The 24,203-nt window shown below is 45.9% G+C and carries 25 protein-coding genes; 20 read left to right on the plus strand and 5 right to left on the minus strand.

The window, feature by feature from the left end:
• Position 1: 1 nt before the first annotated feature.
• Genes flgF through R7Z77_RS00720 form a run of 8 tightly spaced genes read left to right on the plus strand, consistent with a single transcriptional unit; the run spans position 2 to position 7,273 of the window.
• Complete coding sequence (gene flgF / locus R7Z77_RS00685; RefSeq protein ID WP_005374009.1) at positions 2-733, plus strand: flagellar basal-body rod protein FlgF; 732 nt, start codon at positions 2-4, stop codon at positions 731-733.
• Positions 734-757: 24 nt separating this feature from the next.
• Complete coding sequence (gene flgG, locus R7Z77_RS00690; protein ID WP_005374008.1) at positions 758-1,543, plus strand: flagellar basal-body rod protein FlgG; 786 nt, start codon at positions 758-760, stop codon at positions 1,541-1,543.
• 32 nt (positions 1,544-1,575) lie between these two features.
• On the plus strand, positions 1,576-2,247 hold the full coding sequence (gene flgH / locus R7Z77_RS00695) for a flagellar basal body L-ring protein FlgH (RefSeq protein WP_017635111.1): 672 nt from the start codon (positions 1,576-1,578) through the stop codon (positions 2,245-2,247).
• Complete coding sequence (locus R7Z77_RS00700; RefSeq protein WP_086026720.1) at positions 2,232-3,368, plus strand: flagellar basal body P-ring protein FlgI; 1,137 nt, start codon at positions 2,232-2,234, stop codon at positions 3,366-3,368. The genes flgH and R7Z77_RS00700 overlap by 16 nt, the downstream gene beginning before the upstream one ends.
• A 10-nt stretch (positions 3,369-3,378) precedes the next feature.
• A complete protein-coding gene (locus tag R7Z77_RS00705; RefSeq protein WP_064354508.1) occupies positions 3,379-3,927 on the plus strand; it encodes a rod-binding protein in 549 nt (182 codons plus the stop codon).
• Positions 3,928-5,301: a flagellar hook-associated protein FlgK gene (flgK, locus tag R7Z77_RS00710; protein WP_005374000.1), complete on the plus strand. Its 1,374-nt coding sequence runs from the start codon at positions 3,928-3,930 to the stop codon at positions 5,299-5,301. It abuts the gene before it with no gap.
• Between the two features lie 13 nt (positions 5,302-5,314).
• On the plus strand, positions 5,315-6,214 hold the full coding sequence (gene flgL, locus R7Z77_RS00715) for a flagellar hook-associated protein FlgL (protein WP_005373998.1): 900 nt from the start codon (positions 5,315-5,317) through the stop codon (positions 6,212-6,214).
• Positions 6,215-6,232: 18 nt separating this feature from the next.
• Complete coding sequence (locus R7Z77_RS00720) at positions 6,233-7,273, plus strand: flagellin (RefSeq protein WP_042523339.1); 1,041 nt, start codon at positions 6,233-6,235, stop codon at positions 7,271-7,273.
• An 88-nt stretch (positions 7,274-7,361) separates the two neighbouring features.
• On the opposite strand, the gene R7Z77_RS00725 is transcribed toward R7Z77_RS00720, so the two are convergent.
• Entirely contained in the window at positions 7,362-10,025 is a 2,664-nt protein-coding gene (locus tag R7Z77_RS00725) for a DUF2339 domain-containing protein (RefSeq protein ID WP_054576171.1), read from the minus strand.
• A 440-nt stretch (positions 10,026-10,465) separates the two neighbouring features.
• On the opposite strand from R7Z77_RS00725, the gene R7Z77_RS00730 reads away from it, so the two are divergent.
• From R7Z77_RS00730 to R7Z77_RS00745, 4 genes are all read left to right on the plus strand, one after another.
• The gene (locus tag R7Z77_RS00730; RefSeq protein ID WP_213967465.1) at positions 10,466-12,265 is read left to right on the plus strand and encodes a cation:proton antiporter; all 1,800 of its coding nucleotides are present in this window, start codon (positions 10,466-10,468) and stop codon (positions 12,263-12,265) included.
• Positions 12,266-12,503: 238 nt separating this feature from the next.
• Positions 12,504-13,523, plus strand: coding sequence for a type 2 isopentenyl-diphosphate Delta-isomerase (gene fni / locus R7Z77_RS00735; RefSeq protein ID WP_005373993.1), 1,020 nt, complete (start codon positions 12,504-12,506; stop codon positions 13,521-13,523).
• A 194-nt stretch (positions 13,524-13,717) separates the two neighbouring features.
• Entirely contained in the window at positions 13,718-13,981 is a 264-nt protein-coding gene (locus R7Z77_RS00740) for a DUF3012 domain-containing protein (RefSeq protein WP_213967464.1), read from the plus strand.
• A gap of 252 nt (positions 13,982-14,233) precedes the next feature.
• Positions 14,234-14,632, plus strand: coding sequence for a GFA family protein (locus tag R7Z77_RS00745; RefSeq protein ID WP_213967463.1), 399 nt, complete (start codon positions 14,234-14,236; stop codon positions 14,630-14,632).
• A gap of 96 nt (positions 14,633-14,728) precedes the next feature.
• On the opposite strand, the gene R7Z77_RS00750 is transcribed toward R7Z77_RS00745, so the two are convergent.
• Positions 14,729-15,079, minus strand: coding sequence for a rhodanese-like domain-containing protein (locus R7Z77_RS00750; protein WP_130546452.1), 351 nt, complete (start codon positions 15,077-15,079; stop codon positions 14,729-14,731).
• 267 nt (positions 15,080-15,346) lie between these two features.
• Here R7Z77_RS00750 and R7Z77_RS00755 point away from each other — a divergent pair, with 267 nt between their 5' ends.
• The 3 genes from R7Z77_RS00755 (at position 15,347) to R7Z77_RS00765 (ending at position 17,584) form a co-directional block, all read left to right on the plus strand.
• Positions 15,347-15,637 (plus strand): co-chaperone GroES, encoded by a 291-nt coding sequence (locus R7Z77_RS00755; protein ID WP_005373989.1) that lies wholly within the window; start codon positions 15,347-15,349, stop codon positions 15,635-15,637.
• 33 nt (positions 15,638-15,670) lie between these two features.
• Positions 15,671-17,269, plus strand: coding sequence for a chaperonin GroEL (gene groL / locus R7Z77_RS00760; RefSeq protein ID WP_021452407.1), 1,599 nt, complete (start codon positions 15,671-15,673; stop codon positions 17,267-17,269).
• Positions 17,270-17,374: 105 nt separating this feature from the next.
• A complete protein-coding gene (locus tag R7Z77_RS00765; RefSeq protein WP_005373984.1) occupies positions 17,375-17,584 on the plus strand; it encodes a hypothetical protein in 210 nt (69 codons plus the stop codon).
• A gap of 130 nt (positions 17,585-17,714) precedes the next feature.
• On the opposite strand, the gene R7Z77_RS00770 is transcribed toward R7Z77_RS00765, so the two are convergent.
• Positions 17,715-18,326: a LysE family translocator gene (locus tag R7Z77_RS00770; RefSeq protein ID WP_047102790.1), complete on the minus strand. Its 612-nt coding sequence runs from the start codon at positions 18,324-18,326 to the stop codon at positions 17,715-17,717.
• Between the two features lie 109 nt (positions 18,327-18,435).
• Between R7Z77_RS00770 and R7Z77_RS00775 the strand changes: the two genes are divergently transcribed.
• Together R7Z77_RS00775 and R7Z77_RS00780 are read left to right on the plus strand one after the other, a co-directional pair.
• The gene (locus R7Z77_RS00775; protein WP_005388706.1) at positions 18,436-19,326 is read left to right on the plus strand and encodes a LysR family transcriptional regulator; all 891 of its coding nucleotides are present in this window, start codon (positions 18,436-18,438) and stop codon (positions 19,324-19,326) included.
• A 59-nt stretch (positions 19,327-19,385) separates the two neighbouring features.
• A complete protein-coding gene (locus tag R7Z77_RS00780) occupies positions 19,386-19,757 on the plus strand; it encodes a VOC family protein (RefSeq protein ID WP_053304622.1) in 372 nt (123 codons plus the stop codon).
• Between the two features lie 98 nt (positions 19,758-19,855).
• Here the strand turns inward: R7Z77_RS00780 and R7Z77_RS00785 are convergent, their stop codons facing one another.
• Positions 19,856-20,077, minus strand: a complete 222-nt coding sequence (locus R7Z77_RS00785) for a hypothetical protein (protein ID WP_017635120.1) — start codon at positions 20,075-20,077, stop codon at positions 19,856-19,858.
• Between the two features lie 122 nt (positions 20,078-20,199).
• On the opposite strand from R7Z77_RS00785, the gene R7Z77_RS00790 reads away from it, so the two are divergent.
• Positions 20,200-20,727 (plus strand): TetR/AcrR family transcriptional regulator, encoded by a 528-nt coding sequence (locus tag R7Z77_RS00790; RefSeq protein ID WP_005373975.1) that lies wholly within the window; start codon positions 20,200-20,202, stop codon positions 20,725-20,727.
• Positions 20,728-20,771: 44 nt separating this feature from the next.
• Here the strand turns inward: R7Z77_RS00790 and R7Z77_RS00795 are convergent, their stop codons facing one another.
• Positions 20,772-21,722, minus strand: a complete 951-nt coding sequence (locus R7Z77_RS00795) for a helix-turn-helix domain-containing protein (protein ID WP_104976286.1) — start codon at positions 21,720-21,722, stop codon at positions 20,772-20,774.
• A 184-nt stretch (positions 21,723-21,906) separates the two neighbouring features.
• Between R7Z77_RS00795 and R7Z77_RS00800 the strand changes: the two genes are divergently transcribed.
• Positions 21,907-23,319, plus strand: a complete 1,413-nt coding sequence (locus tag R7Z77_RS00800; RefSeq protein WP_005388715.1) for an ethanolamine ammonia-lyase subunit EutB — start codon at positions 21,907-21,909, stop codon at positions 23,317-23,319.
• A complete protein-coding gene (gene eutC, locus R7Z77_RS00805) occupies positions 23,312-24,196 on the plus strand; it encodes an ethanolamine ammonia-lyase subunit EutC (protein WP_213967461.1) in 885 nt (294 codons plus the stop codon). The genes R7Z77_RS00800 and eutC overlap by 8 nt, the downstream gene beginning before the upstream one ends.
• Positions 24,197-24,203: the final 7 nt, after the last annotated feature.

Genomic DNA, 24,203 nt, shown 5'->3' on the forward strand with positions numbered 1-24,203 from the left:
CATGGATAGTTTGTTATTTACGGCAACGTCGGGTGCCAGCCGAGTTCTTAAAGCGCAGCACGTTCGTTCAAACAACTTATCAAATGCTGATACTGCGGGTTTTCGAGCGGATATGGAGCGTGTGCGTAGTGTAGAGATGCAAGGCCCAGGTTTTGATGGTCGCACTATGGTTGTGACCAACTCTGCCTCAACACGTTTCGACGCTGGCGATATTGTGAAAACAGGACGTCCGTTGGACGTTGCGGTTATGGGGGAGGGATATCTCTCTGTAGAAACCCCAGCGGGTAACGAAGCTTACACCCGTGCAGGCAATATTCAGGTCGATACTTTTGGCGCTCTAACAATCAATGGGTTCCCTGTCCTCGGTGACAATGGTCCTTTGGTTGTGCCGGATTATCAAAAGATTGAAATCAGCGAGCGTGGTCAAGTCTCAGTGATCCCACCAGGTGGCGGCGCAGAAATTGTGGCAGGCACTTTGAAGTTGGTTAAACCGGAAATTAATCAACTGCAAAAAGAGAGCGATAGCTTGCTGCACAGCGTAGATGGCGTGCCATTCGCGGCAGATGAAACCGTGCAACTCTCTCCTGAGCACATTGAGGGCAGTAACGTATCTGCTATTGATGAATTGGTTAGTGTGATGTCGCTGACGCGCAACTTTGAAATGCAAGTTCGCATGATGAAAACGGCGGAAACTCTAGCAAAAGCTGGTAACAAATTAATGGCGGCGAGCTAAGTCTCGCCCCGCAAGGAGTAAAAAATGCATTCAGCATTATGGGTAAGTAAGACAGGCATGGCAGCGCAAGACACGAAGATGACTGCCATTTCTAACAACCTAGCAAACGTAAACACGGTTGGCTTTAAGCGTGACCGAGTCGTATTTGAAGATCTTTTCTACAGCATTCAGCGTCAACCAGGCGCACAAGTAGACCAAGTTAACGAACTACCAAGTGGTATTCAGCTAGGTAGCGGTGTTCGCGTTGTTGGCACACAAAAAGTGTTCACGCAAGGTAATACCCAAAACACAACGCAAGAGTTGGATCTTGCTGTAATGGGTCAGGGTTTCTTCCAAATAGAAAACTCGGACGGACAGATCATGTATACACGTAATGGTCAGTTCCATCGAAACTCAGAAGGCTTAATGGTGAACAGTCAGGGCCTGCCTTTAGAGCCTCAAATCCAGATCCCAGACAATGCGGTCTCTTTCTCTGTGGGTGTTGATGGCACAGTGACTACAACAACAGCAGACGATCCAACACCTCAGCAGCTTGGTCAAATTACACTTGCAAAATTCATCAATCCAGCCGGCTTAGAGGCCATGGGTGGCAACTTATTCCGTGAAACGGAAGCCAGCGGTCCAGCTGATGAGCTGATTGCAGGAGCTGATGGCGCCGGCATTATCAAGCAAGGTGCACTGGAAGGGTCAAACGTACAAGTAGTAGAAGAGATGGTCGACATGATCACCACTCAACGTGCGTATGAGATGAATGCGAAAGTGGTCTCTGCTGCAGATGACATGCTGAAGTTTGTTTCGCAATCAATGTAAGTATGAAATTGGTGATGATGAAGGAAAAAGCAATGAAATGGCTTTCTAAGAGTTGGGCAGTAGCCGCCGTGTTGCTGGTGGGATGTGCTGGCCGTCAGGAATTTATTCCGCCTGAGCCGAATGCTGAGGAATATGCACCACCAACGCTCGATTACACGCTGCCGGAAACCCAATCTGGTAGCCTTTATCGTCACCAATACACGATGACTCTGTTCCAGGATCGTCGTGCTTACCGAGTTGGCGATGTATTAACGGTTCAATTATCAGAAGAAACCTCATCGAGTAAAAATGCGGGTACTAAGTTCGGTAAAAGTTCAGCAATTAACTTTGTGGCGCCGACCATAGGCACGAAAACTATCGATGAGTTAGGGGTTAGCGTGGATGGCAAACGTAACTTCGATGGCAGTGCATCAAGTTCACAAGGCAACAAGCTTCAAGGTGCCATTACGGTAACGGTACACGAAGTATTACCTAATGGCGTATTGCGTATCAGCGGTGAAAAATGGCTTCGTCTGAATCAAGGCGACGAGTTTATTCGTCTAACCGGTATCGTCCGTGTGGATGATATTAACCGCAGTAACCAAGTTTCTTCTCAACGAATTGCTGATGCAAGAATTACCTACGCAGGTCGCGGAGCGCTAGCTGACAGCAACGCAGCCGGGTGGCTAACTCAGTTCTTCAACAGCCCATGGGTACCTTTCTAATGAAGACAATGCAATCTTTCTTTATGTCTCTCCTATTGGTGTTGACCTTGGGACTACCAGGCACTTCACGTGCTGAAGCGGAAATTCCGATCATGGACTTGGTCGATGTTCGCGGCATTCGAGAAAACCAACTGGTTGGTTATGGTTTGGTGGTTGGCTTAGCCGGCCAAGGTGACCGAAACCAAGTGAAATTTACCTCTCAATCTATTACCAACATGCTACGTCAGTTTGGGGTTCAAATTGATGACAGTATGAACCCTAAGCTACGAAATGTGGCTTCTGTGAGTGTGACAGCGTCCGTTGATCCAATGGCAGGCCCAGGACAAACGTTGGATGTGGTTGTGTCTTCAATCGGTGATGCAAAGAGCCTTCGCGGTGGTACGTTATTGCTAACGCCTTTACGTGGTATTGATGGCGAAGTGTACGCGATTGCGCAAGGCAACGTGGTTGTGGGGGGCTTATCTGCAGAGGGGCGAAGTGGCTCCAAAGTAGAAGTAAACACACCAACGGCGGGTCGCGTTCCGAATGGTGCGACTTTAGAGAGAGAAATCAAAACCGATTTCAACCAACGTGATGAAATCACCCTAAACCTGCGCAAGCCTAGCTTCACTACAGCAAAAAATATTGCGCGTGAAATTAACAACACTTTTGGGCCTAACGTTGCAGTTGCGATCAATAAAGCGCGCATTGATATGCGTGCACCAAAAGATACACAGCAGCGTGTCGTCATGATGTCGATGCTTGAAGAAATGAGCGTCGTTGAAGGCCGTAAACCTGCTCGTATTGTCTTTAACTCTCGCACTGGCACCGTAGTGATCGGTAAGAGTGTCAAAGTGAGTGAAGCAGCAGTAAGTCACGGTAACTTGACCGTGCGAATTTCTGAATCACAACAAGTTAGTCAGCCTAATGCGTTTGCAAATGGCGATACGAAAGTCGTTAACCAAACGGACCTTGATGTGAATGAAGATCTCGCTCAGATGGTGATTTGGCCTCCAGGCACGGAACTTAACACCATAGTTAATGCGGTAAATAGTTTAGGTGCCACGCCTACAGACTTGATGTCTATCCTGCAAGCTTTGAGTGAAGCAGGTGCATTGAACGCTGAATTGGTCGTGATATAAGGAGTTAAGGATGAAGCTAGACAGTACCAATGAACAAACTCAGTTAAATTCGATGCTTTATCACGACAATAGTGCATTGGCTAACATCAAGCATAGTCGTGATCAAGAAGGCGCACTTGAAGTCGTCGCAGGTCAATTTGAGGCAATGTTCCTACAAATGGTGTTACGCCAAATGCGCAGCAGTAGTGATGCTCTTGCTGATAAAGACAGCCCGTTCGCCAGTCAGCAACAAGGGGTATTCCGTGATATGTATGACGGTCAGCTGGCGATGGAACTAGCAAAGAAACAGAGCTCAGGCATTGCCAATATGCTCATCCAGCAGCTGAGCCCGTCTATGCGTGAGGTTGCTTTCGATGCTGCGCGCAACATCTCATCCGCTAACGATGGTAAAGCTTCGAATTCTGAATCTATCTCACAAGTAGATTCTAAAGAGGTGGAGAAGAATTCAAGCCTATTTAATACCGCTTCTCAAGGCGTCGCCTCTGTTAAACAGGTATTCGGTGAGGCCGGTATGACTACCGCGTTTTCTCAGCCGTTGATCAGAAAAATGGAGCTGTAAATGAACCTAGTTAATATTGCCCTTTCAGGTTTAGGCGCGAACCGTGTGGCCCTAGACGTAACCGCGCAAAACGTGGCAAACGTGAATACCGTGGGTTACAGTCGTCAACAAGCGTTGATGGCGTCTGTCGATGATGGTAAAGCCAATCGCTTAAGTCCAGGTTTAGGGGTAGAAGTCACTAGCATTCGCCGCGTTACTGATCAATTTCTGATTAAGCAAACGTGGTCGACTAACAGTATGGCGGCATACGCATCTGGATACACCAGTAACATGAGTCAGCTGGAGAATACGCTTGGTGCCGATGGTTTCAGTATATCGGCTGGCTTGGACTCACTAAACGCCGCGCTTAACGATGCGACCGTTAAGCCAGAATCCATACCCTACCGCCAGCAGATCATTAACGAATCTGAAGCTTTGGCCCGCCGTTTTAATACGCTTACCGAGTCTTTATACAATCAACATAAAGACATGAGCGACCAACGTAATGCAGCGCTTAACCACGCGAATAGCCTTATGGAAAATATCGCGAAGGTGAACAAGCAACTGGTAGAGATGCAAGGTACAGGTGGTAACCCATCACAGTTAATGGATGAACGAGATAGGTTAATCGGTGAGTTATCTCAAACCATTGAAATCAAAACAACACAGCAGCATGACGGCAGTGTTCAGGTCACACTAACCTCTGGTCAACCGCTTGTGATGGGTACGGACCATGGCAAACTGGAAGCCATTCCTGACCCGAGTGATCCTTACTTGGCGGACTTACACGTCACGTTCTCGAATCAAAGCTTTGCGATTGGTGACTCGCTTGGTGGCAAATTAGGTGCGATTAATGACTATCAAACCGAAGTGTTGAAACCAAACCAACTGGCTCTGAATGACATGGCGAAAGCTCTCGCGGATGAATACAACGCCGTGCTTGCGACTGGCAAAGACTTAAATGGCAACCCAGGTAAACCTTTGTTCAGCTATGACCCAGCAAACCCTGCAGCCAGTTTGGATATTACCAAGCTAACTCCAGATGAGCTTGCGTTCTCAAGTGATGGAACACCTGGTAACGCAGATGCGTTGCAATCATTGATCGAGTTAAGCAACAAGCCAGTGGCGGTATCAGGTTACGGCTCAGTAAGCTTGAACGATGCCTTTAGTTCAATGGTGGGTCAAACCGCAATTAAAGCACGCCAAGCTAATGCTGATTATCAAGCGAAGTTAGCCATGAACAAGCAAGCGCACGCAGCTCGCGATAATGTTAGTTCCGTAAACAGCGATGAAGAAGCGGCTAACCTAATGATGTTTGCTAATGCGCACAATGCCAACATGAAAGTGATCAGCACAGCAAATCAACTGCTCGATTCTATTCTGCAGTTATTCTAAGAGGAAAGTTTAGATGCGAATTAGTGACAATCAATTTAGTCAAATGATGTTGCACAGCTTGCAGAGCAATAGCGCGGGATTAGGCGAAGCTCTGCAACAGATGTCTACTGGCAAGCGCTTGACCAAGCTGTCTGACGATCCAATGGCTTCGATCAAGTTGCTTAACTTAGACCGAGAAACCAGTGCGATTGCTCAGTACAAAAACAACATTGAAAACGTAAAAACGACGCTATCGAGTCAAGAAACCCATTTAGATTCGATCAAAGAAAGCTTAAAAAGCATGCGAGACATCGCGCTTTGGGGTGCGAACGGCTCTCTTACTGACGAAAGTCGTGGCGGTATGATTACAGAGCTTAAGAGTTACCGTGACTCTATTGAGTCGTCTTTTAACGCGCAGGATGAAGAAGGGCACTACCTTTTCTCTGGTACTAAAACGGATACTGCGGCTGTAAGTAAAGCGAGCGGCAGCTACGTAATTGAAGGTAATAGTGACAAGCGCGTAGTAACAATTGCTAAAGGTGTCACGATGGATTCCAATATGACTGCAAAAGAAATATTGGACCTTGGGGGAGGCCATAACGTGCTTAACCAAATTGATGCGCTGATCAAAGAGTTTGAGAGCCCTACCGCCAACTTCAGAGCTGAAGTTGAGGCGAGTATCAGCGCTATCGACGATACTTTTTCAAACGTACTAGGGACCATGACTGAGATTGGTGGTCGACACAACAACTTAGATCTTGTTGGTGGCGCGCACAGTGAAAACAAGCTGTTCGTTGACAAAGTATCTGGAGACCTCTCTGCTCTGGACTATGGTGAAGCGTCGGTACGATTGAGTAATTACATGGCCGCTTTGCAAGCAACGCAAGCAAGCTATGTGAAGATCGATGGTTTGTCGCTGTTTGACCGTTTATAAGGTTAGGAAGTTCTTTTTATGGTAATGAGTACAGTAGAGGTTAGACCCCATAGCATACGCTTAGGTGGACAAGAACAAGCCTCTATCATGCCGACCCGTTCTGCAGACTCAAGTACGGCAATTAAACCGCGCCCGGCGCAAATTCAGGCTGACACTGCGTCAGCCTACTCTGTATCTGGTATTCAGCTTACGCAGGGTCAGCAGCAAGCCACGGCGGTTCAGATCGCGTCCAAATCGCTGCAGGTGATTGGCAAAGAGCTCACGCAAATTAAACGTGGTTTGACGCAAGCTGTGAATCAAGGCGTACAAAATGTTCCTAGTTTGCAGGATACATTGGTTCGCTCTAAAGCCACCATCCAAAAAGTCGTTGAGCAAGCACGTTTCGATGGCCAGAAAGTCCTAAATAACGAACTGCACTTAAAACTGGATAAAGCGGACATTCGTCGCTTTTCTATTCCAGGTTTGAATGTTCATCGCTTAAGCGACAAGGCCGAGCAAATCCGTTTGGATTTTCCTCAAGGTCAAGCGGTGATGATTCAGTTTGATGGACAATCAGACGGTGAGCGAACGGTCAAAATGCTGGATCGCAGCTTGATTGCGTTAGGAATGCGAGCCTCATTAGCCGATGATGGCAGCATTTTATTTGAAGCCAGAGACAACGCTTATCAACAAATGCAGCAAAAGGTGATGGTAACGGGGGAAGGGCACCGATTCCCTGCGGGGCAGCCTAACGTTTTGAACTTAAAGTCTGAGCCAGATGGTATTGCGGAGCTCGGGTTTGATTTAGGCTCACGCGACGGCATCAAGCAGACGATTGCCAAAGTAAATCAGCATCTGAAACAAGTTCAAACGAGCTTGCAGGAGGCGAAAGCTTTTCATGGTGAACTGAATACTCAAATGCGTTCTATCCAAACCAAAACCGCACAGCTTTCAGTCAATGAGGTGAATGCAAAACTGGATGGATTCATGCAAAAGTCTGGCGAGTTTACTTCGACTTTTCAGGCATTGAATGCGCAAGCAAACGTGCGTCGTCATACCGTGGTCGCTTTACTGAAGTAACGAACACTCCAATGATTCCCGGCTTTACACTGTTATCGTCCCCCAATAACGAAAACAGCGCACTGTCGGGAATCTCTCTTTGACTCGTCTAGGGCTCGAGTGCTTTTGCCACCGAACGATTCAATTTCTGGAATAGCCATCCAAGTGCTATCAAAGATGCACCTAAGCCTAAGAAGCTTATTGCTCGCCAGAACCCATCCAGAGAGCTCACATCCCATAAGAATACTTTCAGTGCGACACCGGCAAGGACCACTAGACCGACACGCTGCATCATCAGCCCCTGTTGGGTCACGCCGCGCCAAGTCAGCAATCCACCTACGAGCAAGCCAGCCACTGAATAACTGAACAACTCTGCCATGCTGGTTGGCTGATACAGCATCATCGATGTGGTTTGCCAGAATTGACGGATAGACATCCCCAACCAAATGGCTGCAAGTAAAAAGCCTAGACTAGCAATCGCAAATCGATGAACTTGCAACGTATTCCAGCGTTTAAAGGTTGCGATAAGCAGGATGCAAGCTGGTAACAGCCAGCCGATACTCAGCATGTTAAAGATGGGAAGTGCTTGTGCCGAGACGTTATCAGTCACCAACGGCGATTCTGCCGTATTAAGCAAAATAATCAATATAGCGAACGCGCACCAAAGCAAGTAACTATAGATTTCGTAGATACGGCTTAAGCGTTGCGCAAATTGGCTGCGGTAGCTGTATACCAAACCCATAACTAATGCTTGATTGGCAAAGACTGCCGCACTTGTGAAGTCGATGTTCCCCAAGTAACCATATTGCCCCGTTAACCAGTAGTTAGTTTGGGTGAACAATGCCATTAAGAATACATGTAAAAACGCCCCTTCAAACCAGTTGGTCAGTTCTCGGTCCACTTGTTTTAGTGTTGAACGAGCATAAGACAAGATGAAGAGAGAAGGCAGATAACTCACCAGAACCCAAGCCCAATGCCCAGCTTCTACCGGTTGCCATTCGGGTATGAAAGGTAGCAGCGTGAGTCGGATAACCAGTATTCCCATTGCCACTTTAATCGCCCAACTCGCAGGTCGAAATAACCCGACTTGAGCCTGTAAGGCCATTATCGCAACTTGTATTGAGATTGCTGTTGTTAACCAAGTATCACTCAACCAAACAAAAGCGATACCTACGATTAAAGCATGCATAACGGCAGAGCATTCTAATGCCAACGAACGTGCACGCTGACCAAGCACAACGTAGTAAGTGGCCATCAATGCGCAGAATGCAGTCCAATACCACAGGTAGCCTTGCATAAATTCGTCAATATAAAACAACGTAATTAAGCTCATCGCGGGAGCCAGTACCAGCAGAAGCAGCCCACTGAGTTGCGAACGGTCACTAAGTGATTGGCAATATGTTCGATAGCAGATCAGCGCAATACTCACCGCCAATGCGAATAGGATGCTAGCTTCTCGCTCTAACATATACAGCGCATTAAAAGCGATGGTAAGAACAATCAGCGCGGTTGCTGAGACGAGAATGGATGGCAAAAATACACGTAATGACCAGCCTGTACGAAGTGCTGGTAGCCAGATGATCGCAACAAGCAGCGTATAACAGTACGCCATTTGTAGAGTGTTCAGATCCGGCATTCTGGTGACGGCAGAAAAGGTCAATAAAGCAGTTGCGAGAGCGGTAGCGGTCGGCGAGTTTGTCCACTTGCTTTGATAGTGACGAAAGCGAGGATTGAGCATCCAACCCATTCTCGGAACCGCGAAAATGAGATACAAAGTGATGGAGAGATAAATCGCGAGCCACGAGAACAACAGTTCTGTTGGTGTACTCTCAATCAACAGCAACATCCAAATGACATGTGGAATCGCGATACTTGGCGTAATCCATGACCTACGCACTTTTTGCATCAATAAGGTCGCCGCGAACGAAATTGCGCAGATGTATCCGGCTAACAAAAAGTAGTTGGGTTCATTACCCCCAATCCACAGTGGTGCTGTGTAGCCACCAATTAAGCCAAGCACGGCCATTAACGGCCCTTGTCGCAATGATAATGCTAAACTGAAAAATGCCGCTGAAGCCAAGATGATCAACGAGATACTCGGCGTTAGCATTTGATAAACCACAAAGGCAAAAATGACGGTGCAGTAAATGCCCGTTAATCCCGTACCGGTAACAGCAGCAGGAACATACGTAAAGCCTTGGGCTCGTGCTGCCCGTTGCGGATTCTGTTGTTCTTTACGGTGAAACCACTCGCCAACAAGCACCATAAGTAATGAGATCACAAAGGCAAAGGACACTCGCATAAATGGCGAAAACTGGATGTGACTACCAATCACCTGTACGAGATAACCTCCACCGATCAGCATGGCCAATGCGCCTACCCAAACCAACCAATTTTCTTGAATGTTGCTAAGCAGGCTCTGAACTTTACTCTGAAGGAATGACTCATTTTCTTGACTAAAAACATCCAGTTGCACTTCTCTTGTCTGGGCGTACCCTTGATTCGCAGCGCTCTGGTCCAAGTCTAGGTTGGCAGCTGGATCATGTTCCCCAGAGGATGAGACATTTTTCTGTGGTGATTCTATGTGAGGTGACGTCGCTACAGATGGTGTGTCTTTTTCGATGCTGGATTGTTGGTGCGCTTGTGGGTTTGAGCCCCCATGGACACTGGCTCGTAGTGATGTGACTTCCTCACGAAGTTTGGTTAGTTCTTTTTCTAAAAGTGCAGCTCGGTTGGCGGCTTTCACTCCGATGAGGATGGCGAGACACGCCATGAACAGTGCTAGTATTACGTACAATCCATTTCTCCTTGCGTACGTCGCGTGACCCACGATTCTTAACTTTGAGCACTTACGCTAAAGCTTAGTTCATGCTCTATGCCTTAGCCTCATATAGTGCTAGGTTCCGCGCTTTCTTCAGAAATCATTCTACATAATGAAACTCAATGCGTAATGATGAATTCGACAAAGTCGCACACTTGTGTGCCACTTTAAGACCTGATGAACAAAAATGAGTCGTTAAGTCATTGGGGGTCAACTATATTCATAGTTCTGATGCGATCGCCAAAGGACTTCAAACATGTGCGTTTCGTAGCGATGTCATCGAAGGTCAGTCGTTTGATTTGCACGTTCGGTTGTTTCTATTTGACCGTAAGGCTGAATGTATTCGGGTATAGCGCATTCACGCGAAAAAAGACAAAAACAGGTAATTATTGATGCAAGTGGGTAATGAAGCGCTGGTGCTGTCAGCGGTTGGGGTTATTGGTTTAGGTTGCCAATGGTTAGCTTGGCGATTGCGTTTGCCAGCGATTTTATTTTTGTTGTTGGCAGGGCTGATCGTCGGGCCATTTATGCAGTGGTTAAATCCTGATGAGATATTAGGTAATTTGCTCTTTCCGTTGGTCTCTTTGGCGGTGGCAGTGATTTTATTTGAAGGCAGTTTGACCTTAAATTTTAAAGAAATTCGTGGCGTGAGTGGTTCGGTATGGAGCATTGTTTCCATCGGGGCGATCATTTCGTGGGCGGCGACCAGTATCGCAACACACTATTTCCTCGGCTTTACTTGGGAGCTTGCCATGTTGTTCGGCAGCTTAACCGTAGTAACAGGGCCGACGGTCATCGTGCCACTTCTACGAACCGTAAGACCTAACAGTACGCTTGCTAACATTTTGCGATGGGAAGGGATTTTGATTGACCCGCTCGGTGCGCTTTTTGTTGTGATGGTTTACGAGTTTATCGTATCTCACAGCGCGATAAATAGCGTCGAAGTGTTTGGGACGATCATTGCTGTCGGTGTCATGCTAGGTGCGGCCTCAGGCTATGCAGTTGCGACGATCATGCGTCGCTCTTGGCTACCGGAATATTTGCAGCCATTTGCGGTTTTGATGGTGGTTCTAGGTGTATTTTCGGTCTCTAACCACATTGAGTCTGAAGCTGGGTTACTAACCGTCACCGTAATGGGTATGTGGCTCGCAAACGCTAAAGACATCAATATTCAGCAAATTCTGCACTTTAAAGAGCATTTAACCATTTTACTGATCACCGGATTGTTCATCTTCCTTGCGGCTCGAATCAGTCTGGATGATTTTGCTGCGCTAGGTAGCGGTGCGTTATTGTTGTTTGTATTTATGCAGTTAGTGTCGCGTCCGTTATCGATTTTTCTTTCAACCTTCCGCAGCAACTTGCGTCTTAAAGATAAGCTGTTTTTGTCTTGGGTTGCACCGCGCGGTATTGTTGCTGCTTCGATTTCGTCTCTTTTCGCGATCAAATTGACCGAATACGGCATTGATGAAGCGATTTTACTGGTCCCTATGACCTTCATGGTGATTATAGGAACGGTCGTGTTACAAAGTGCGACGGCACGTCCTGTAGCGCTGACGTTGGGCGTTGCAGAGCCAGCACCACGCGGCTTCTTGTTGATTGGTGCTAACCGAGTAGCAAGAGAAATAGGGCAGGCGCTGGCGCGTTATGACCGCCGCGTATTAATGACTGACTCAAACTGGGAGTACATCAGTCAGGTTCGTATGTTGGGGTTGGATTACTATTACGGCAACCCTATTTCTAGTCACGCGGACGACAACTTGAACTTGATAGGAGTTGGACAAGTGGTTGCATTAACGCCCGATCAGCATTTCAACATTATGGCTTGCATGCAATTCGTCGACGAGTTTGGGGAAGATAAAGTTCACTGCTTACAAAAAGTGAAAACCAACGGCAATGGCAGCGAGAAGCACTCCGTGGCTCAGGAGTACCATGGTAAATTGCTGATGGGCGGCAATGTAAGCTATACCCAGCTAGCCAGTATGTTAAGTCGTGGTGCAGAGGTTAAACACACGAAATTGAGCGATAACTTCACGTATCAAGATTATTTATCGCATCACAAAGGTAGTTCAGTTGTACCGCTGTTCCATGTAGAAGAAAAAGGAAAAATTCAATTCTGTGATGATCCCGAACAGTTTGAACCAACGACGACAAGCACTGTTGTGTCGCTAATTCTGTCGGACAGCGTAAAGTAAACTACAGAGCAATGTGATCCATTTTCATCATGGGTATCGTACGCTGATTATCTCAATTTGAAGAGAAACTTGCCGGCTTGTTTAAAACGGAAAGCGAGTTTCTTTTCTTATAATGTCAGGGGCAGTCGAGATTCATTACTCGTTTCGGAAAAGTAATCCGGCAAATTCACAAAATTCGCATTGACGTTACTGATAAGGATCGCAATACTGCGCGACTGTTTTACTTTAGGGTGACATTATGGCTCCGCAAACTAACCGAAAAGATTTACACCTAGATGCTGTTTTACATCATGATATGAGCATGAAGCATAAAACGGCGGGTTTTGAGTCTGTCGAGTTTGAACACTGTGCGCTGCCAGAATGTGACTTTCACGCGATCGATTTATCGACAGAGTTTCTTGGTCATCAATTAGCGCTACCGTTTTTGATTAGCTCGATGACTGGCGGAGCAAAAGACGCAGAAACGATCAATTGTCGTTTAGCTGAAGCAGCAAGTGAATTAGGTATTGCCATGGGTGTGGGCTCGCAACGGATTAGCTTAGAAGAAAGTCAGCATTCGGGCTTGGGTAAAACCATTCGTGAGTTGGCGAAAGAAGTACCGTTGTATTCCAACCTTGGAGCCGCTCAATTGCTCGATAAAGGTAAACTCGATAATGCGCAACGTGCGGTTGAGGCGATTCAAGCCGATGCCTTGTTTGTGCACGTTAATCCAATGCAGGAAGCGTTTCAGAAAAATGGCGACCACAATTGGGTTGGTGTTTTCCAGGCAATTGAGATGCTTAAATCTCGCGTGAAGGTTCCTATCATTATCAAAGAAGTCGGTTTTGGTATTAGCGGACACGTTGCGCAGCGATTAATTGATGCTGGTGTGGATGCAATTGACGTTGCGGGCGCGGGTGGCACAAGCTGGAGTGCGGTTGAAGGGTATTGCCAAGATAATCCGAAAATGCAGCGTGCAGCCGAGCTTTTCCGCGATTGGGGTGTCCCTACAGCAACATGTTTGGCTCAAATCCGCGCACTGCATCCTACATTACCCTTGATCGCCTCGGGAGGTGTTCATAACGGACTTGAAGCGGCGAAAGCCATTCATTTGGGGGCTAATCTCATTGGGCAAGCTGGTGCGGTATTAAAAGCTGCGACGATCAGCACGCAGTCTGTCGTCGATCACTTTGAACAAATGGCATTAGAGCTGCGTTTAACGTGCTTTGGTACTGGCTCTTTTAAGGTTGGTGAGCTAACAAAAGCGCGCTGCCTATAGCTTTTAGAATGGCGCGCTTTACACAGAGTCGCTCAATAATTTTTCGATGTCTTAACACGTAGACTGATAATTTCGTTATAGTTGATACAAAAGTCACTTCAGCTAGTGACGCCTTTATTCAGACACTTGAATGGGCACGTGTTGAAGAGATTGAGTTTAATTTTACTATTGTTTGCAACTGGAACCTTAAATTTATGAAAAAACTAGTCATGCTGATGTTGGCGGCTTCTGCTTTGACCGCTTGTAGTGATGAAGTGGGCACTGAAGGCTGGTGTAACGACATGCGCGATAAGCCAAAAACAGAATGGACAGCAGACAACGCGGTAGACTTTGCAAAGCATTGTGTTCTGCAAGATGGTGTCGGCAGCGAGCAATGGTGTCAAAACCTGAAAGATAAGCCGAAAGGTGACTGGACTGCAAATGAAGCGAGCAGCTTTACTAAACACTGCATTTTTTAAGCACAGCGGAAAGCGCCTTTTCTGAGGCGACATTCTGTGAGGGAAGCACCAAGCGTTATAGCTTGGTGTTTTTGTATCTAAAATAGCTCGATTTTTCACGTGTCGAGCGCACTTCCCTCTGAATGGAATGTTTTACATTTTCGTTTCATTTTTGAAAACCTGTATTGCCTGTCTTTAATTTTTCGTATTGCAGTGGCATGGTGTCGAGATAGCCATCTAATTCAATTAGATTCATAACAAAAAGGAATTCAAATGGAAGTACTAAAAGGCTCATGTCTGTGCGGCAAGGTAAAGTTGGAAGTGGCAGATGAATTTAAGTACATGGGAAATTGCCATTGCTCTGAATGCCGCAAGTTCACAGGTTCTGACTATTCATCTGCCGGTGGTATTGCGTTGGATAAACTGCTTATTATCCAAGGGAAAGAAGATATTCAAACTTATCAGAAAAGCGAAAATACCATGCTATGCTTTTGTCGCCACTGCGGATCGAGCCTGTATTCGAAAAAGAACAATGGGATCGTCAATATTCGCCTTGGTATCTTGGATGACACACCTTCTCACAAGCCTGATTTCCATATTTTTGTCGCGTCGAAAGCGCCATGGCTCGAGATATCGGATAACCTGACTCAATTTGATGCAGGGCCCAGATAGTAGAGTTGTTGTAGATAAGTATTTAGAAACAGAGCGCGTTACAATACGCTTGCGACACGCTCTGTGCTTTTACTTTGTATATTAGAACGGAGACGACTATTTGGCGTCTTGTAGTTCTTCTAAGCCACCTGCATTGTGCAGATTCGTAAAGCCTTGTGATTGTAAGTATTGATACGCTTTGCCAGAGCGGTTACCACTGCGACAGTACAACACGATAGCTTGATCTTTATCGACGTCTTGAAAATGTTTATCAAGTTCAGATAAAGGGAAGTTGACGGCATTATCCAAATGCCCTTCAGAAAACTCTTGCGGCGTGCGCACATCGACAATCATCGCGCCCTTGTCAATCAATTGCCACCCTTGTTCAGCGCGTTCAGAAGCCGACACGTTGGGTGAGAGGAAGCCCACGCACAACGTTGCAAGAAATAGAGATACGGCCTTTTTCATTGTTTGATCATCCTTTTTAAGAGTACGTAACCACTCTAGATTTGATTGAGCACATTTTCCATCATAAAGAGATGCTAAGTGGTTGTGAATGAGATAATTCGATAGAAAATTTTATTTAATTTAATAAAAAATTTTTATCAAATTCACCTCTTGAACTCTCATTTTTCGACCTTATTATTTTCATCGAAAGCGAGCTGTCGACTCGCAAATCCATCTTGATGTTTATTTTGTCTTTTATTTTTGGTTCTAAGTAGGAGGCACTTAAAAATGAAAATTCGTCCTTTAAATGACAAGCTAATTGTTGAAAGACAAGAGGTGGAAAATAAGTCTGAAGGGGGAATCGTTTTAACTTCTCAGTCGGTGAAAAAATCAAACCGCGGGAAAGTCATTGCTGTTGGTTTGGGTAAACGCCTCGAAAATGGCGAACGCGCTGCGATGGAAGTCAAAGTGGGCGACCAAATCATTTTCAATGACGGTTACGGCGTGAAAACCGAGAAAATTGACGGCGCAGAATACTTAATTCTGTCCGAATCTGATGTGTTAGCAATCGTTGAGTAATTATTTTTGTAGTAGTTTTTTGAGGAGATAACCATGGCTGCAAAAGACGTATTATTTGCTAATGACGCACGTCAAAAAATGCTGAAAGGTGTGAACTTACTGGCGGACGCAGTAAAAGTGACACTAGGCCCGAAAGGCCGCAACGTTGTGCTTGATAAATCTTACGGTGCGCCAACCATCACCAAAGATGGCGTGTCTGTAGCGAAAGAAATCGAACTGAAAGACAAGTTCGAAAACATGGGCGCACAAATGGTGAAACAAGTGGCGTCCAAAGCGAATGATGAAGCGGGTGACGGTACAACGACGGCTACTGTACTGGCGCAATCTTTCATCAATGAAGGTCTTAAAGCGGTAGCCTCTGGCATGAACCCAATGGACCTAAAACGTGGTATCGACAAAGCCACTGAAGCGGCGGTTGAGAAACTACGTGAAATGTCTAAACCATGCAGCGACAAAGAATCCATCACCCAAGTGGGTAGCATTTCTGCAAACAGCGATCGCGCGATCGGTGAAATTATTGCAGAAGCGATGGAAAAAGTGGGTCGCAATGGCGTGATTACGGTGGAAGAAGGCCAAGGTCTAGACAACGAATTGTCTGTGGTTGAAGGTATGCAATTCGACCGCGGTTACTTGTCGCCATACTTCATCACTAACCAAGAAAATGGCAGCGTAGAGCTAGACAACCCTTACATCCTATTGGTGGACAAAAAAGTCAGCAGCATCCGCGAGCTATTGCCAGTGCTAGAAGAAGTGGCAAAATCTTCTCGCTCGCTATTGATCATTGCTGAAGACATCGAAGGTGAAGCGCTAGCGACATTGGTTGTGAACAACATGCGCGGCATCGTGCGTGCGACAGCGGTGAAAGCACCTGGTTTTGGTGACAACCGTAAAGCGATGATGGAAGACATTGCGGTACTGACCGCAGGTACGGTCATCTCTGAAGAAATCGGCCTAGAGCTTGAAAAAGCAACGCTAGAGCAACTAGGTAGTGCGAAGAAAGTGACCATCACCAAAGACACAACAACCATCGTGGGTGGTGCAGCAGAAGCAAGCGCGATTGCTGATCGTGTGGCTTCGATTGAAAAACAAATCGAAACAACCACCTCTCAATACGATAAAGACAAGCTTCAACAACGTGTTGCGAAGCTATCTGGCGGCGTAGCGGTGATCAAGATCGGCGCTGCAACCGAAGTTGAGATGAAAGAGAAGAAAGATCGCGTGGACGATGCGCTACACGCTACTCGCGCAGCGGTTGAAGAAGGTATTGTTGCTGGTGGTGGTGTTGCCCTAACTAAGATCGCGAAAGAATTGGCGGATCTAAAAGGCGACAATGATGACCAAAACGTGGGTATCCGAGTTGCGCTACGTGCAATGGAAGAGCCTCTTCGTCAAATCGCAACTAACGCAGGTGACGAAGCTTCTGTTGTGGCGAACGCTGTCAAAGCTGGTGATTCCGATTACGGTTACAACGCTGCAACAGGTGAATACGGCAACATGATCGAAATGGGCATCTTGGACCCTGCGAAAGTAACACGTTCAGCGCTTCAATTCGCAGCGTCTGTTGCTGGCTTGATGATCACCACTGAAGCGATGATCACCAACCACGTTGAAGACAAAGAACTTGATATCTAACGTCATCAATCGTTAGTGATTAAGTAAGCGTTAAAATAACAATAACATTGCAAAACCTAAGCGGGCTCGCTTGAGCCCGCTAATCAGTCATTTGAGGTAAGTGTTATGACCCGTTTACCTGCGTTTTCTTTCTCAATATCTGAGCCGGGCGGTAATGAAGCTTCGTCAACGTGGCCGACTGCTATTCACTTCCCCCTCGTTCCAGCTGGGCCAGAGTTTTCGATCGAAAATGCTCTGCCTAAACGTCCGACAGTGACGATATTCACTATCGATCTGTCTCAGTTATTTAAAGGGGACGCTCGGGTCATCCATTAACTGTATCGAAACAGCCAGCGCACGTTGGCTGTTTTTTCTAATTTAAGGTATTGATAATGCAGATTTTTATTTGATTACAGCCACTTGTTCAATGATCAATTTGAATTGGGGTAATCGGACCGCAAGCGTACTACACTTTTAAGCCCAGCATCGCGCCGAAAATGATTAATCCCGCCCCACATGCTTGATTGAGTCGATGCTTAATCTTCAACAAGAAAGCTTGTAGCTGGGGTGACGTGAATAAAACAGCAACGATAGAAAACCAAATACCATGCAGCGCAATCATATAAATCCCGTAGAACAAGGCGATGTGTTGCTGACTAGAGTCGGGAGAAATCACTTGGCTAAAAATACTCAGAAAAAACAGCATCGTCTTGGGATTGAGTAAATTACACAGAAACCCCTGCATGAAAAATCGCCACATTGAATACTCGCTCTGTTGAACGGTTTCTGAGTTTGATGCAGGTTGCGAGGAGAATATTCCTTTAATCCCAAGGTAGACAAGATAAGCGGCTCCAAGATAGCGCACGAGATTAAACAACCATTCATTTTGTGAAATTAAGTAACTGATCCCCAGCATGGAGTAAGCGGTGTGGATGCTTATCGCCATGCTGATACCAATCGCACTGTATACGCCTGCTTTTCGTCCTTGATTTAAGCTATTTCTTAATACCAAAACAAAGTCTGCGCCAGGGCTAATGACAATAAGCACACCTAATAACGCAAGAGTTACAAATTCCATATCGATTTCCTGTTTGAATGATGAAGTCTGGGATGTAGCGGAATTGTAGGTGTCTTTATTACTGACTATAATCGAAAAGTATTCCCATATTGGTGAGAAAAACTCACAGATGCGTCACCTGAAATCTTTTTATGTCTTCCACGTTGCGGCGAGTTCTTCAAGCTACACTGAAGCGGCTGACAAACTGAACATTACTCACGGAGCCGTGAGTAAGCAGATCAAGCAACTTGAGCAATATCTGTCTCAACCTTTGTTCTTCAAAGAGGGCAGGAAAGTCGTGTTGACGGCGGAAGGCGAATTACTCAAGACATACACAGAAACGGCATTCCAAACGCTAGAAACAGGCGTGAATACGCTTATTCAAGAGAAGCATCAGCATCTTGAAGTGTCTTGTGAACCGACATTAACCATGCGCTGGTTGATGCCAAGGTTGGCCGCGTTTAATGATGAACACCGTGCTGATGTTCGTTTGTCGACGGCTGGTGGCCCGGTAACATTAGGATCAACTGGGCTTTCGATGGCGATTCGTCGAGACGATTTTGCGCAGCATCACGATTACGACAAAACCATTCTTGTGGAAGAGTGGGTGGGGCCGGTATTTTCTCCTGAGTATTGGCAATCCATTAAAGACAATTTGAAAGCAGCTCGATTGTTGAATAGCCAAACCAGACCGAATGCTTGGGCGGATTGGCAGCAATCAACACGTTGTGAAACTTTCAACGGCAACACTCAGCAATCATTCGCGCATTTTTATTTTTGCATACAAGCCGCAGTGGATGGCTTAGGCGTCGCAATGGGATCGTATCCTTTTGTCATGGACGATATTAAGCGTGGTAATTTGGTCGCACCATTTGGGTTTTCTCCATCAAGTTGCAATTACGTTTTATTGAGTCAAGATAAAAAGCGTACAGAACTCGAACATAAATTTATCACGTGGTTACAAACGCAAATGGCAGAGTGTGTGCCACTGTCATCACAGCAGATTACGCAAGGCGAATAGAAGGCATAGAGCGAGATTACGTCAGTCAGTTTTATGGAAAAAGGCTTAGGAAATTGGAAATGGAAAACCTCAATATTGTTGAAATCAAATCATTTGTTCCGGCGAAAGATTACGCGCTATCAAAACGCTTTTATGAGGCGATTGGCTTTGAAATGGCGTCGGACTTCGGTGATGTAGCATACTTCTCTCAAGGTAGCTGCGCGTTTCTTTTACAGAATTTTTATGAGCCAGAACACGGCAATAACTTCATGATGCACTTGCTCGTAGAAGACGCAGAAAGTTGGCATCAGCACTTATCCAAAGTGGGTCATGAGGAATTTGGTTCGCGTTTGACAGAGCTAGTCGAGCAACCTTGGGGCATACGCGAATGTTGTTTGTTTGACCCTAGTGGCGTTTTATGGCGAATTGGCCAGAACATGAATACTGACTAAAGCCAGTCTTATTTTCACCGCATCTACGCGCAGGTATTGAGATCTCGATATCTGCGCGTTTTCTTTTTTACTTAGCCTTGCCAACGTTTGTAGCGCACTCACGCCTTTTTCGAGGTGGTGTGCGATGGGCTAACGCCAAAAAACTCCTCAAGCAGCATGGCTTTGAGTTCCGCTCTGACTTCTGCGCCACCGATTAACGCCAAAAGTGCGAGTCCTCCTGGAATAAGGATGACCATTAATATCGGTCTTAAAATATACGAAAAGCAGAAGATGGTCGGGAAGAAAATCAATCCTTGGCCTAGTTTGTTTAATACGTACATGAGCGATTCCTTTTGTTTTTATATAAGATGAGCATGCTCAATTTTATAAATGAGCGCGCTCAATTTGTCAATCTCAACCACGCAAGGTATGATCCTTTCAGGCTCATTAAGCAGACACATCAATGACGAAGCGACAACAAACCAGAGATAAAATTCTAAAAGCCGCATGGGCATCTTTTGCTCAAAATGGCTATGACATGACGACCACAAGGCAGATAGCGAGAGAAGCAGGAGTAGCCGATGGCACAGTGTTTAGCCATTTCCCGACTAAACTGTCGATTTTGCGCGAAGGGATGCTGGCGCAACTGCAACAGATCAGCCAAGAAACGCTAGTCAGTGTGGAAGGTAAAACCGATATCGACATTGGTTTGGCGCTGACGGAGAAATACTATCGCTACTATTTTGCGAACGTTGAGCTGAGCCGAGCTTTGTTGAAAGAAGTGATTTGGGATTTGGATTATTATCAGTCGTTTAACCAAGCTTTGTTTCAATCTGTAAACGGAAGCTCCGTCCTTGAGGGAAAAATACCGCTGATTTTTGACTGCTATTTTATGACGTTAATCTCGCACTTGAGCCGTGCAGAACCGGATGTTGAAGCGGCACTTGAAGAGCTTCATGCTAAGTTTCAGCAAATCATTGCGACTGCATAACATGGCCCCAACGCAGGATCTGAAAGAATAAACTGCCTGTCATCTTATTTGCTGGACTCCCATTTTCTCGTTTCAGTTGGTGTCTCACCAAATAGCCGCTTGTAGCTTTGACTGAACTGCCCGAGATGGAAAAAACCAAAGTCAAAAGCGATTTCTGCAATTGTTCGATTATCTTCAGGGCTTTGTAGCACTCTACGTACTTGATTCAAGCGCATTCGATGTATGAACTGCTTTGGGGAAGTATTACAGCAATGTTCAAAGGTGTACTGTAGTGTGCGACGACTGACGTGTACTGCATCACACAGTTCACTGACGGTTATCGGTGTACGGTAGTCTAGATCCTGTAGCTGTTGTTTTATACGGTGCATCACGTGTTGACGATGAGAGATTGATATCGGATGGCTCGTGTGCAGTGAACTGAGTGAGAACAACTCCAGCACAATATCTTTTAAGATTGCTTGATGTGTGGTTTCAGACCATCTTGGCTCGGCGGAACCAAGTAACATGCCTAAGTAGTATTTAAGTTGTTGAATGTGTTTTTCCGTCAACCCCGTTAAGTGCAATGTGTTGTTTTGGATGCTCCCAAGCTCAAGTTGATTTTCTATGATGTGAACGAAGTTTTTGTCGAGCACTATTCCATAGATAGAAAACTGCTCCGGTGTCATTAACTCAAAATCAGCGCCACCTTGCCTAAGCAAAAGCTGGCTTGAATTAAACTGACTGTGATTTAGGTGTAGCGGCTTATTTTCCGCACTCAAACCCAACCAAATACCTCCCTCTTCAACCCTGCATTGCTGTCTTAGCGAGCGGTTACTGTCTTCACGAAACACATGGAAATTGGGAAATCGTCGTTCTCGAATTTGACCTAAAAATCGACCATCGCTGAGTTGGTCATATTCCTGTTGCCAGTTTATCAGACTCGCAGCTTGTTGGTTTGCATCCTTAGTGTGATGGATGCACAGCATTGGTGCAGTTTGGGGCATTTGGTTACTCATCCTTGTGATGCTCATTCCTTTTTTGTGAGTCATGTTGGAGCAGTATTTACATAACTCATTGTTTATTAATGGTTTATAAATGTTGCCAGTTTTTGATAACGCTACGGAACACATTTGGCAATACTTTCTTAAAGCTTATTGATAGTTCAGCAAAAAGCGAACCAAATAGTGAAGAGGAAGAGCAATGACGGCAACTTATCGTCGGCAACAAGGAAGTAAAGTCTATACCTTTAAGTCATTAGCTGACTTGATGGCGAAAGCGACACCGGAGCGCTCAGGCGATGCGTTAGCCGGGGTTTGTGCTCAGTCAGCGGCAGAACGTGTAGTCGCACAAATGGCGCTGTCTGAGTTACCACTTAAAACGTTTCTTAACGAGGCGGTTATTCCATACGAAAGCGACGATATCACTCGCCTAATTATCGATACGCATGACCTTGAAGCCTTTAAGCCGATTGAGCACTTGACGGTCGGAGATTTTCGAAATTGGCTGCTGAGTGAAGAAGCCGATGGTGAAACGTTGGCTAAAATTCGTCAAGGTTTAACACCAGAAATGGTGGCCGCAGTCAGTAAGATTATGCGCAACCAGGACTTGATTCTCGTTGCTAAAAAATGCCAAGTTGTCACGGCTTTTCGGAATACGATTGGTTTGCCGAGTCGCCTGTCTACTCGCTTACAGCCGAATCATCCCACTGATTCTCTCAACGGTATCGCAGCGACCATTTTTGATGGTCTGATGTACGGAAATGGCGATGCGGTTATCGGTATCAATCCGGCAACAGATAATGTACCTCAAGCTATTAAGTTAATGAACTTAATGGATGAGGTGATTCAACACTATCAAATACCGACTCAGTCTTGTGTGTTAACTCATGTCACGAACACGATCGAAGCCATTGAAATGGGTGCACCAGTCGATCTCGTTTTTCAGTCGATAGGCGGCACGCAAGGGACGAATGATACCTTCGGAATCGACTTGTCGATTTTGAAAGAGGCCCATGAAGCCGCGTTGTCTTTGAATCGAGGTAGCGTAGGAAACAATGTGATGTATTTTGAAACCGGACAAGGTACAGCGCTGTCTGCGAATGCATTTCATGGGGTCGATCAGCAGACTTGTGAAGCCCGCGCTTATGCTGTCGCGAAACAGTTCGATCCTTTGTTGGTTAATACTGTCGTTGGGTTTATTGGCCCTGAGTATCTGTTTGATGGCAAGCAAATTATTCGTGCTGGGCTTGAAGATCATTTCTGTGGGAAGTTGCTTGGTTTACCTATGGGTTGCGATATCTGTTACACCAATCATGCCTATGCCGATCAGAATGACATGGATAACTTGCTGACACTATTAGGTGTGGCCGAGTGCTCGTTCATCATGGGTATTCCAGGGTCTGATGACATCATGCTCAATTATCAAACTACCTCATTTCACGATGCCCTTTACGCAAGAAAAGTACTCGGTTTGAAGCCAGCACCAGAGTTCGAACAATGGTTAATGGAGATGCAGATTTTCGAGAGCGTGCAAGACGTTCGGTTAAGTGAGCAAATCTCTCGCTCGTTTTCGGGAGCAATTAACCAACTGAATAAGGGGTATTCTCATGGGTAAAGTAATCACCATTGCTCAGTCCCCACAAGATGAGTCTGAAGTTGTCACATACAACCCGTGGGGCAAGTTACGTGACTTCACCTCTGCTCGGATCGCTCTGGGTCGTAGCGGGAACAGTGTACCAACCAACGAGTTACTCTCATTTCAGCTGGATCATGCCCAAGCTATGGATGCAGTGCATTGCAGTTTGAATATTGAGTCTCTCGTTGCTGGTTTGTCGGACTCTTACTCGATTCTTGAAAATACCTTAGAGCCTCCAGTGGTAGTGAGCAGCCGAGTAAGTGATCGGCTTATGTACCTGCAAAGGCCCGATTTAGGAAGGCAACTCGATGAATCTTCTTGGCAAACGCTCAACTTGATAGCAAATGAGCATAACACTGACATTGATCTTGCGATTGTTATTGCTGATGGACTTTCTTCCGTCGCAATTCAAAACCATGCCGTGCCTGTTGTTACTCGATTGATTTCTCTTTTAAGCGCTGATGATGAACATCAAGGGAAATTCGCACCTATCACAATCGTAAAGCAAGGAAGAGTAGCGGTAGGGGATGATGTTGGTGAATGTTTTAACGCCAAGGCCGTGCTGGTTTTAATTGGAGAGAGACCCGGTCTAACTTCTCCGGATAGCATGGGTATGTATCTCACTTGGGGGGCTAAACGAGGCTCTAAAGATTCCCAAAGAAACTGCATTTCCAATGTGCGTCCCCAAGGGCTCAACTATGACGATGCCTGTGAACGCGCATTTTACTTGCTCAAGGAGGCTCGAAAATTACAACTGTCAGGAGTGAACCTGAAAGATCGCTCCGATATCAATGAGCCAAGTGGCGCAAATGTTGAAGATAAACACAGCGACAACTTTTTAATTTCATCAAAGTAGAAGGATT

The sequence above is a fragment of the Vibrio sp. 1401 genome (assembly GCF_033340295.1).

Bases quoted from the DNA above. Each gene is read 5' to 3' on its own strand.
- eutC (WP_213967461.1), top strand. From the start codon at position 23,312: ATGGGTAAAGTAATCACCATTGCTCAGTCCCCACAAGATGAGTCTGAA.
- R7Z77_RS00720 (WP_042523339.1), top strand. From the start codon at position 6,233: ATGGTAATGAGTACAGTAGAGGTTAGACCCCATAGCATACGCTTAGGT.
- R7Z77_RS00785 (WP_017635120.1), bottom strand. From the start codon at position 20,077: ATGTACGTATTAAACAAACTAGGCCAAGGATTGATTTTCTTCCCGACC.
- R7Z77_RS00745 (WP_213967463.1), top strand. From the start codon at position 14,234: ATGGAAGTACTAAAAGGCTCATGTCTGTGCGGCAAGGTAAAGTTGGAA.
- R7Z77_RS00725 (WP_054576171.1), bottom strand. From the start codon at position 10,025: ATGGCGTGTCTCGCCATCCTCATCGGAGTGAAAGCCGCCAACCGAGCT.
- R7Z77_RS00780 (WP_053304622.1), top strand. From the start codon at position 19,386: ATGGAAAACCTCAATATTGTTGAAATCAAATCATTTGTTCCGGCGAAA.
- flgH (WP_017635111.1), top strand. From the start codon at position 1,576: ATGAAATGGCTTTCTAAGAGTTGGGCAGTAGCCGCCGTGTTGCTGGTG.
- R7Z77_RS00770 (WP_047102790.1), bottom strand. From the start codon at position 18,326: ATGGAATTTGTAACTCTTGCGTTATTAGGTGTGCTTATTGTCATTAGC.
- flgF (WP_005374009.1), top strand. From the start codon at position 2: ATGGATAGTTTGTTATTTACGGCAACGTCGGGTGCCAGCCGAGTTCTT.
- flgK (WP_005374000.1), top strand. From the start codon at position 3,928: ATGAACCTAGTTAATATTGCCCTTTCAGGTTTAGGCGCGAACCGTGTG.
- R7Z77_RS00705 (WP_064354508.1), top strand. From the start codon at position 3,379: ATGAAGCTAGACAGTACCAATGAACAAACTCAGTTAAATTCGATGCTT.
- R7Z77_RS00740 (WP_213967464.1), top strand. From the start codon at position 13,718: ATGAAAAAACTAGTCATGCTGATGTTGGCGGCTTCTGCTTTGACCGCT.
- fni (WP_005373993.1), top strand. From the start codon at position 12,504: ATGGCTCCGCAAACTAACCGAAAAGATTTACACCTAGATGCTGTTTTA.
- flgG (WP_005374008.1), top strand. From the start codon at position 758: ATGCATTCAGCATTATGGGTAAGTAAGACAGGCATGGCAGCGCAAGAC.
- R7Z77_RS00730 (WP_213967465.1), top strand. From the start codon at position 10,466: ATGCAAGTGGGTAATGAAGCGCTGGTGCTGTCAGCGGTTGGGGTTATT.
- R7Z77_RS00800 (WP_005388715.1), top strand. From the start codon at position 21,907: ATGACGGCAACTTATCGTCGGCAACAAGGAAGTAAAGTCTATACCTTT.
- R7Z77_RS00765 (WP_005373984.1), top strand. From the start codon at position 17,375: ATGACCCGTTTACCTGCGTTTTCTTTCTCAATATCTGAGCCGGGCGGT.
- R7Z77_RS00775 (WP_005388706.1), top strand. From the start codon at position 18,436: ATGCGTCACCTGAAATCTTTTTATGTCTTCCACGTTGCGGCGAGTTCT.
- groL (WP_021452407.1), top strand. From the start codon at position 15,671: ATGGCTGCAAAAGACGTATTATTTGCTAATGACGCACGTCAAAAAATG.
- R7Z77_RS00700 (WP_086026720.1), top strand. From the start codon at position 2,232: ATGGGTACCTTTCTAATGAAGACAATGCAATCTTTCTTTATGTCTCTC.
- R7Z77_RS00750 (WP_130546452.1), bottom strand. From the start codon at position 15,079: ATGAAAAAGGCCGTATCTCTATTTCTTGCAACGTTGTGCGTGGGCTTC.
- R7Z77_RS00755 (WP_005373989.1), top strand. From the start codon at position 15,347: ATGAAAATTCGTCCTTTAAATGACAAGCTAATTGTTGAAAGACAAGAG.
- R7Z77_RS00790 (WP_005373975.1), top strand. From the start codon at position 20,200: ATGACGAAGCGACAACAAACCAGAGATAAAATTCTAAAAGCCGCATGG.
- flgL (WP_005373998.1), top strand. From the start codon at position 5,315: ATGCGAATTAGTGACAATCAATTTAGTCAAATGATGTTGCACAGCTTG.
- R7Z77_RS00795 (WP_104976286.1), bottom strand. From the start codon at position 21,722: ATGAGTAACCAAATGCCCCAAACTGCACCAATGCTGTGCATCCATCAC.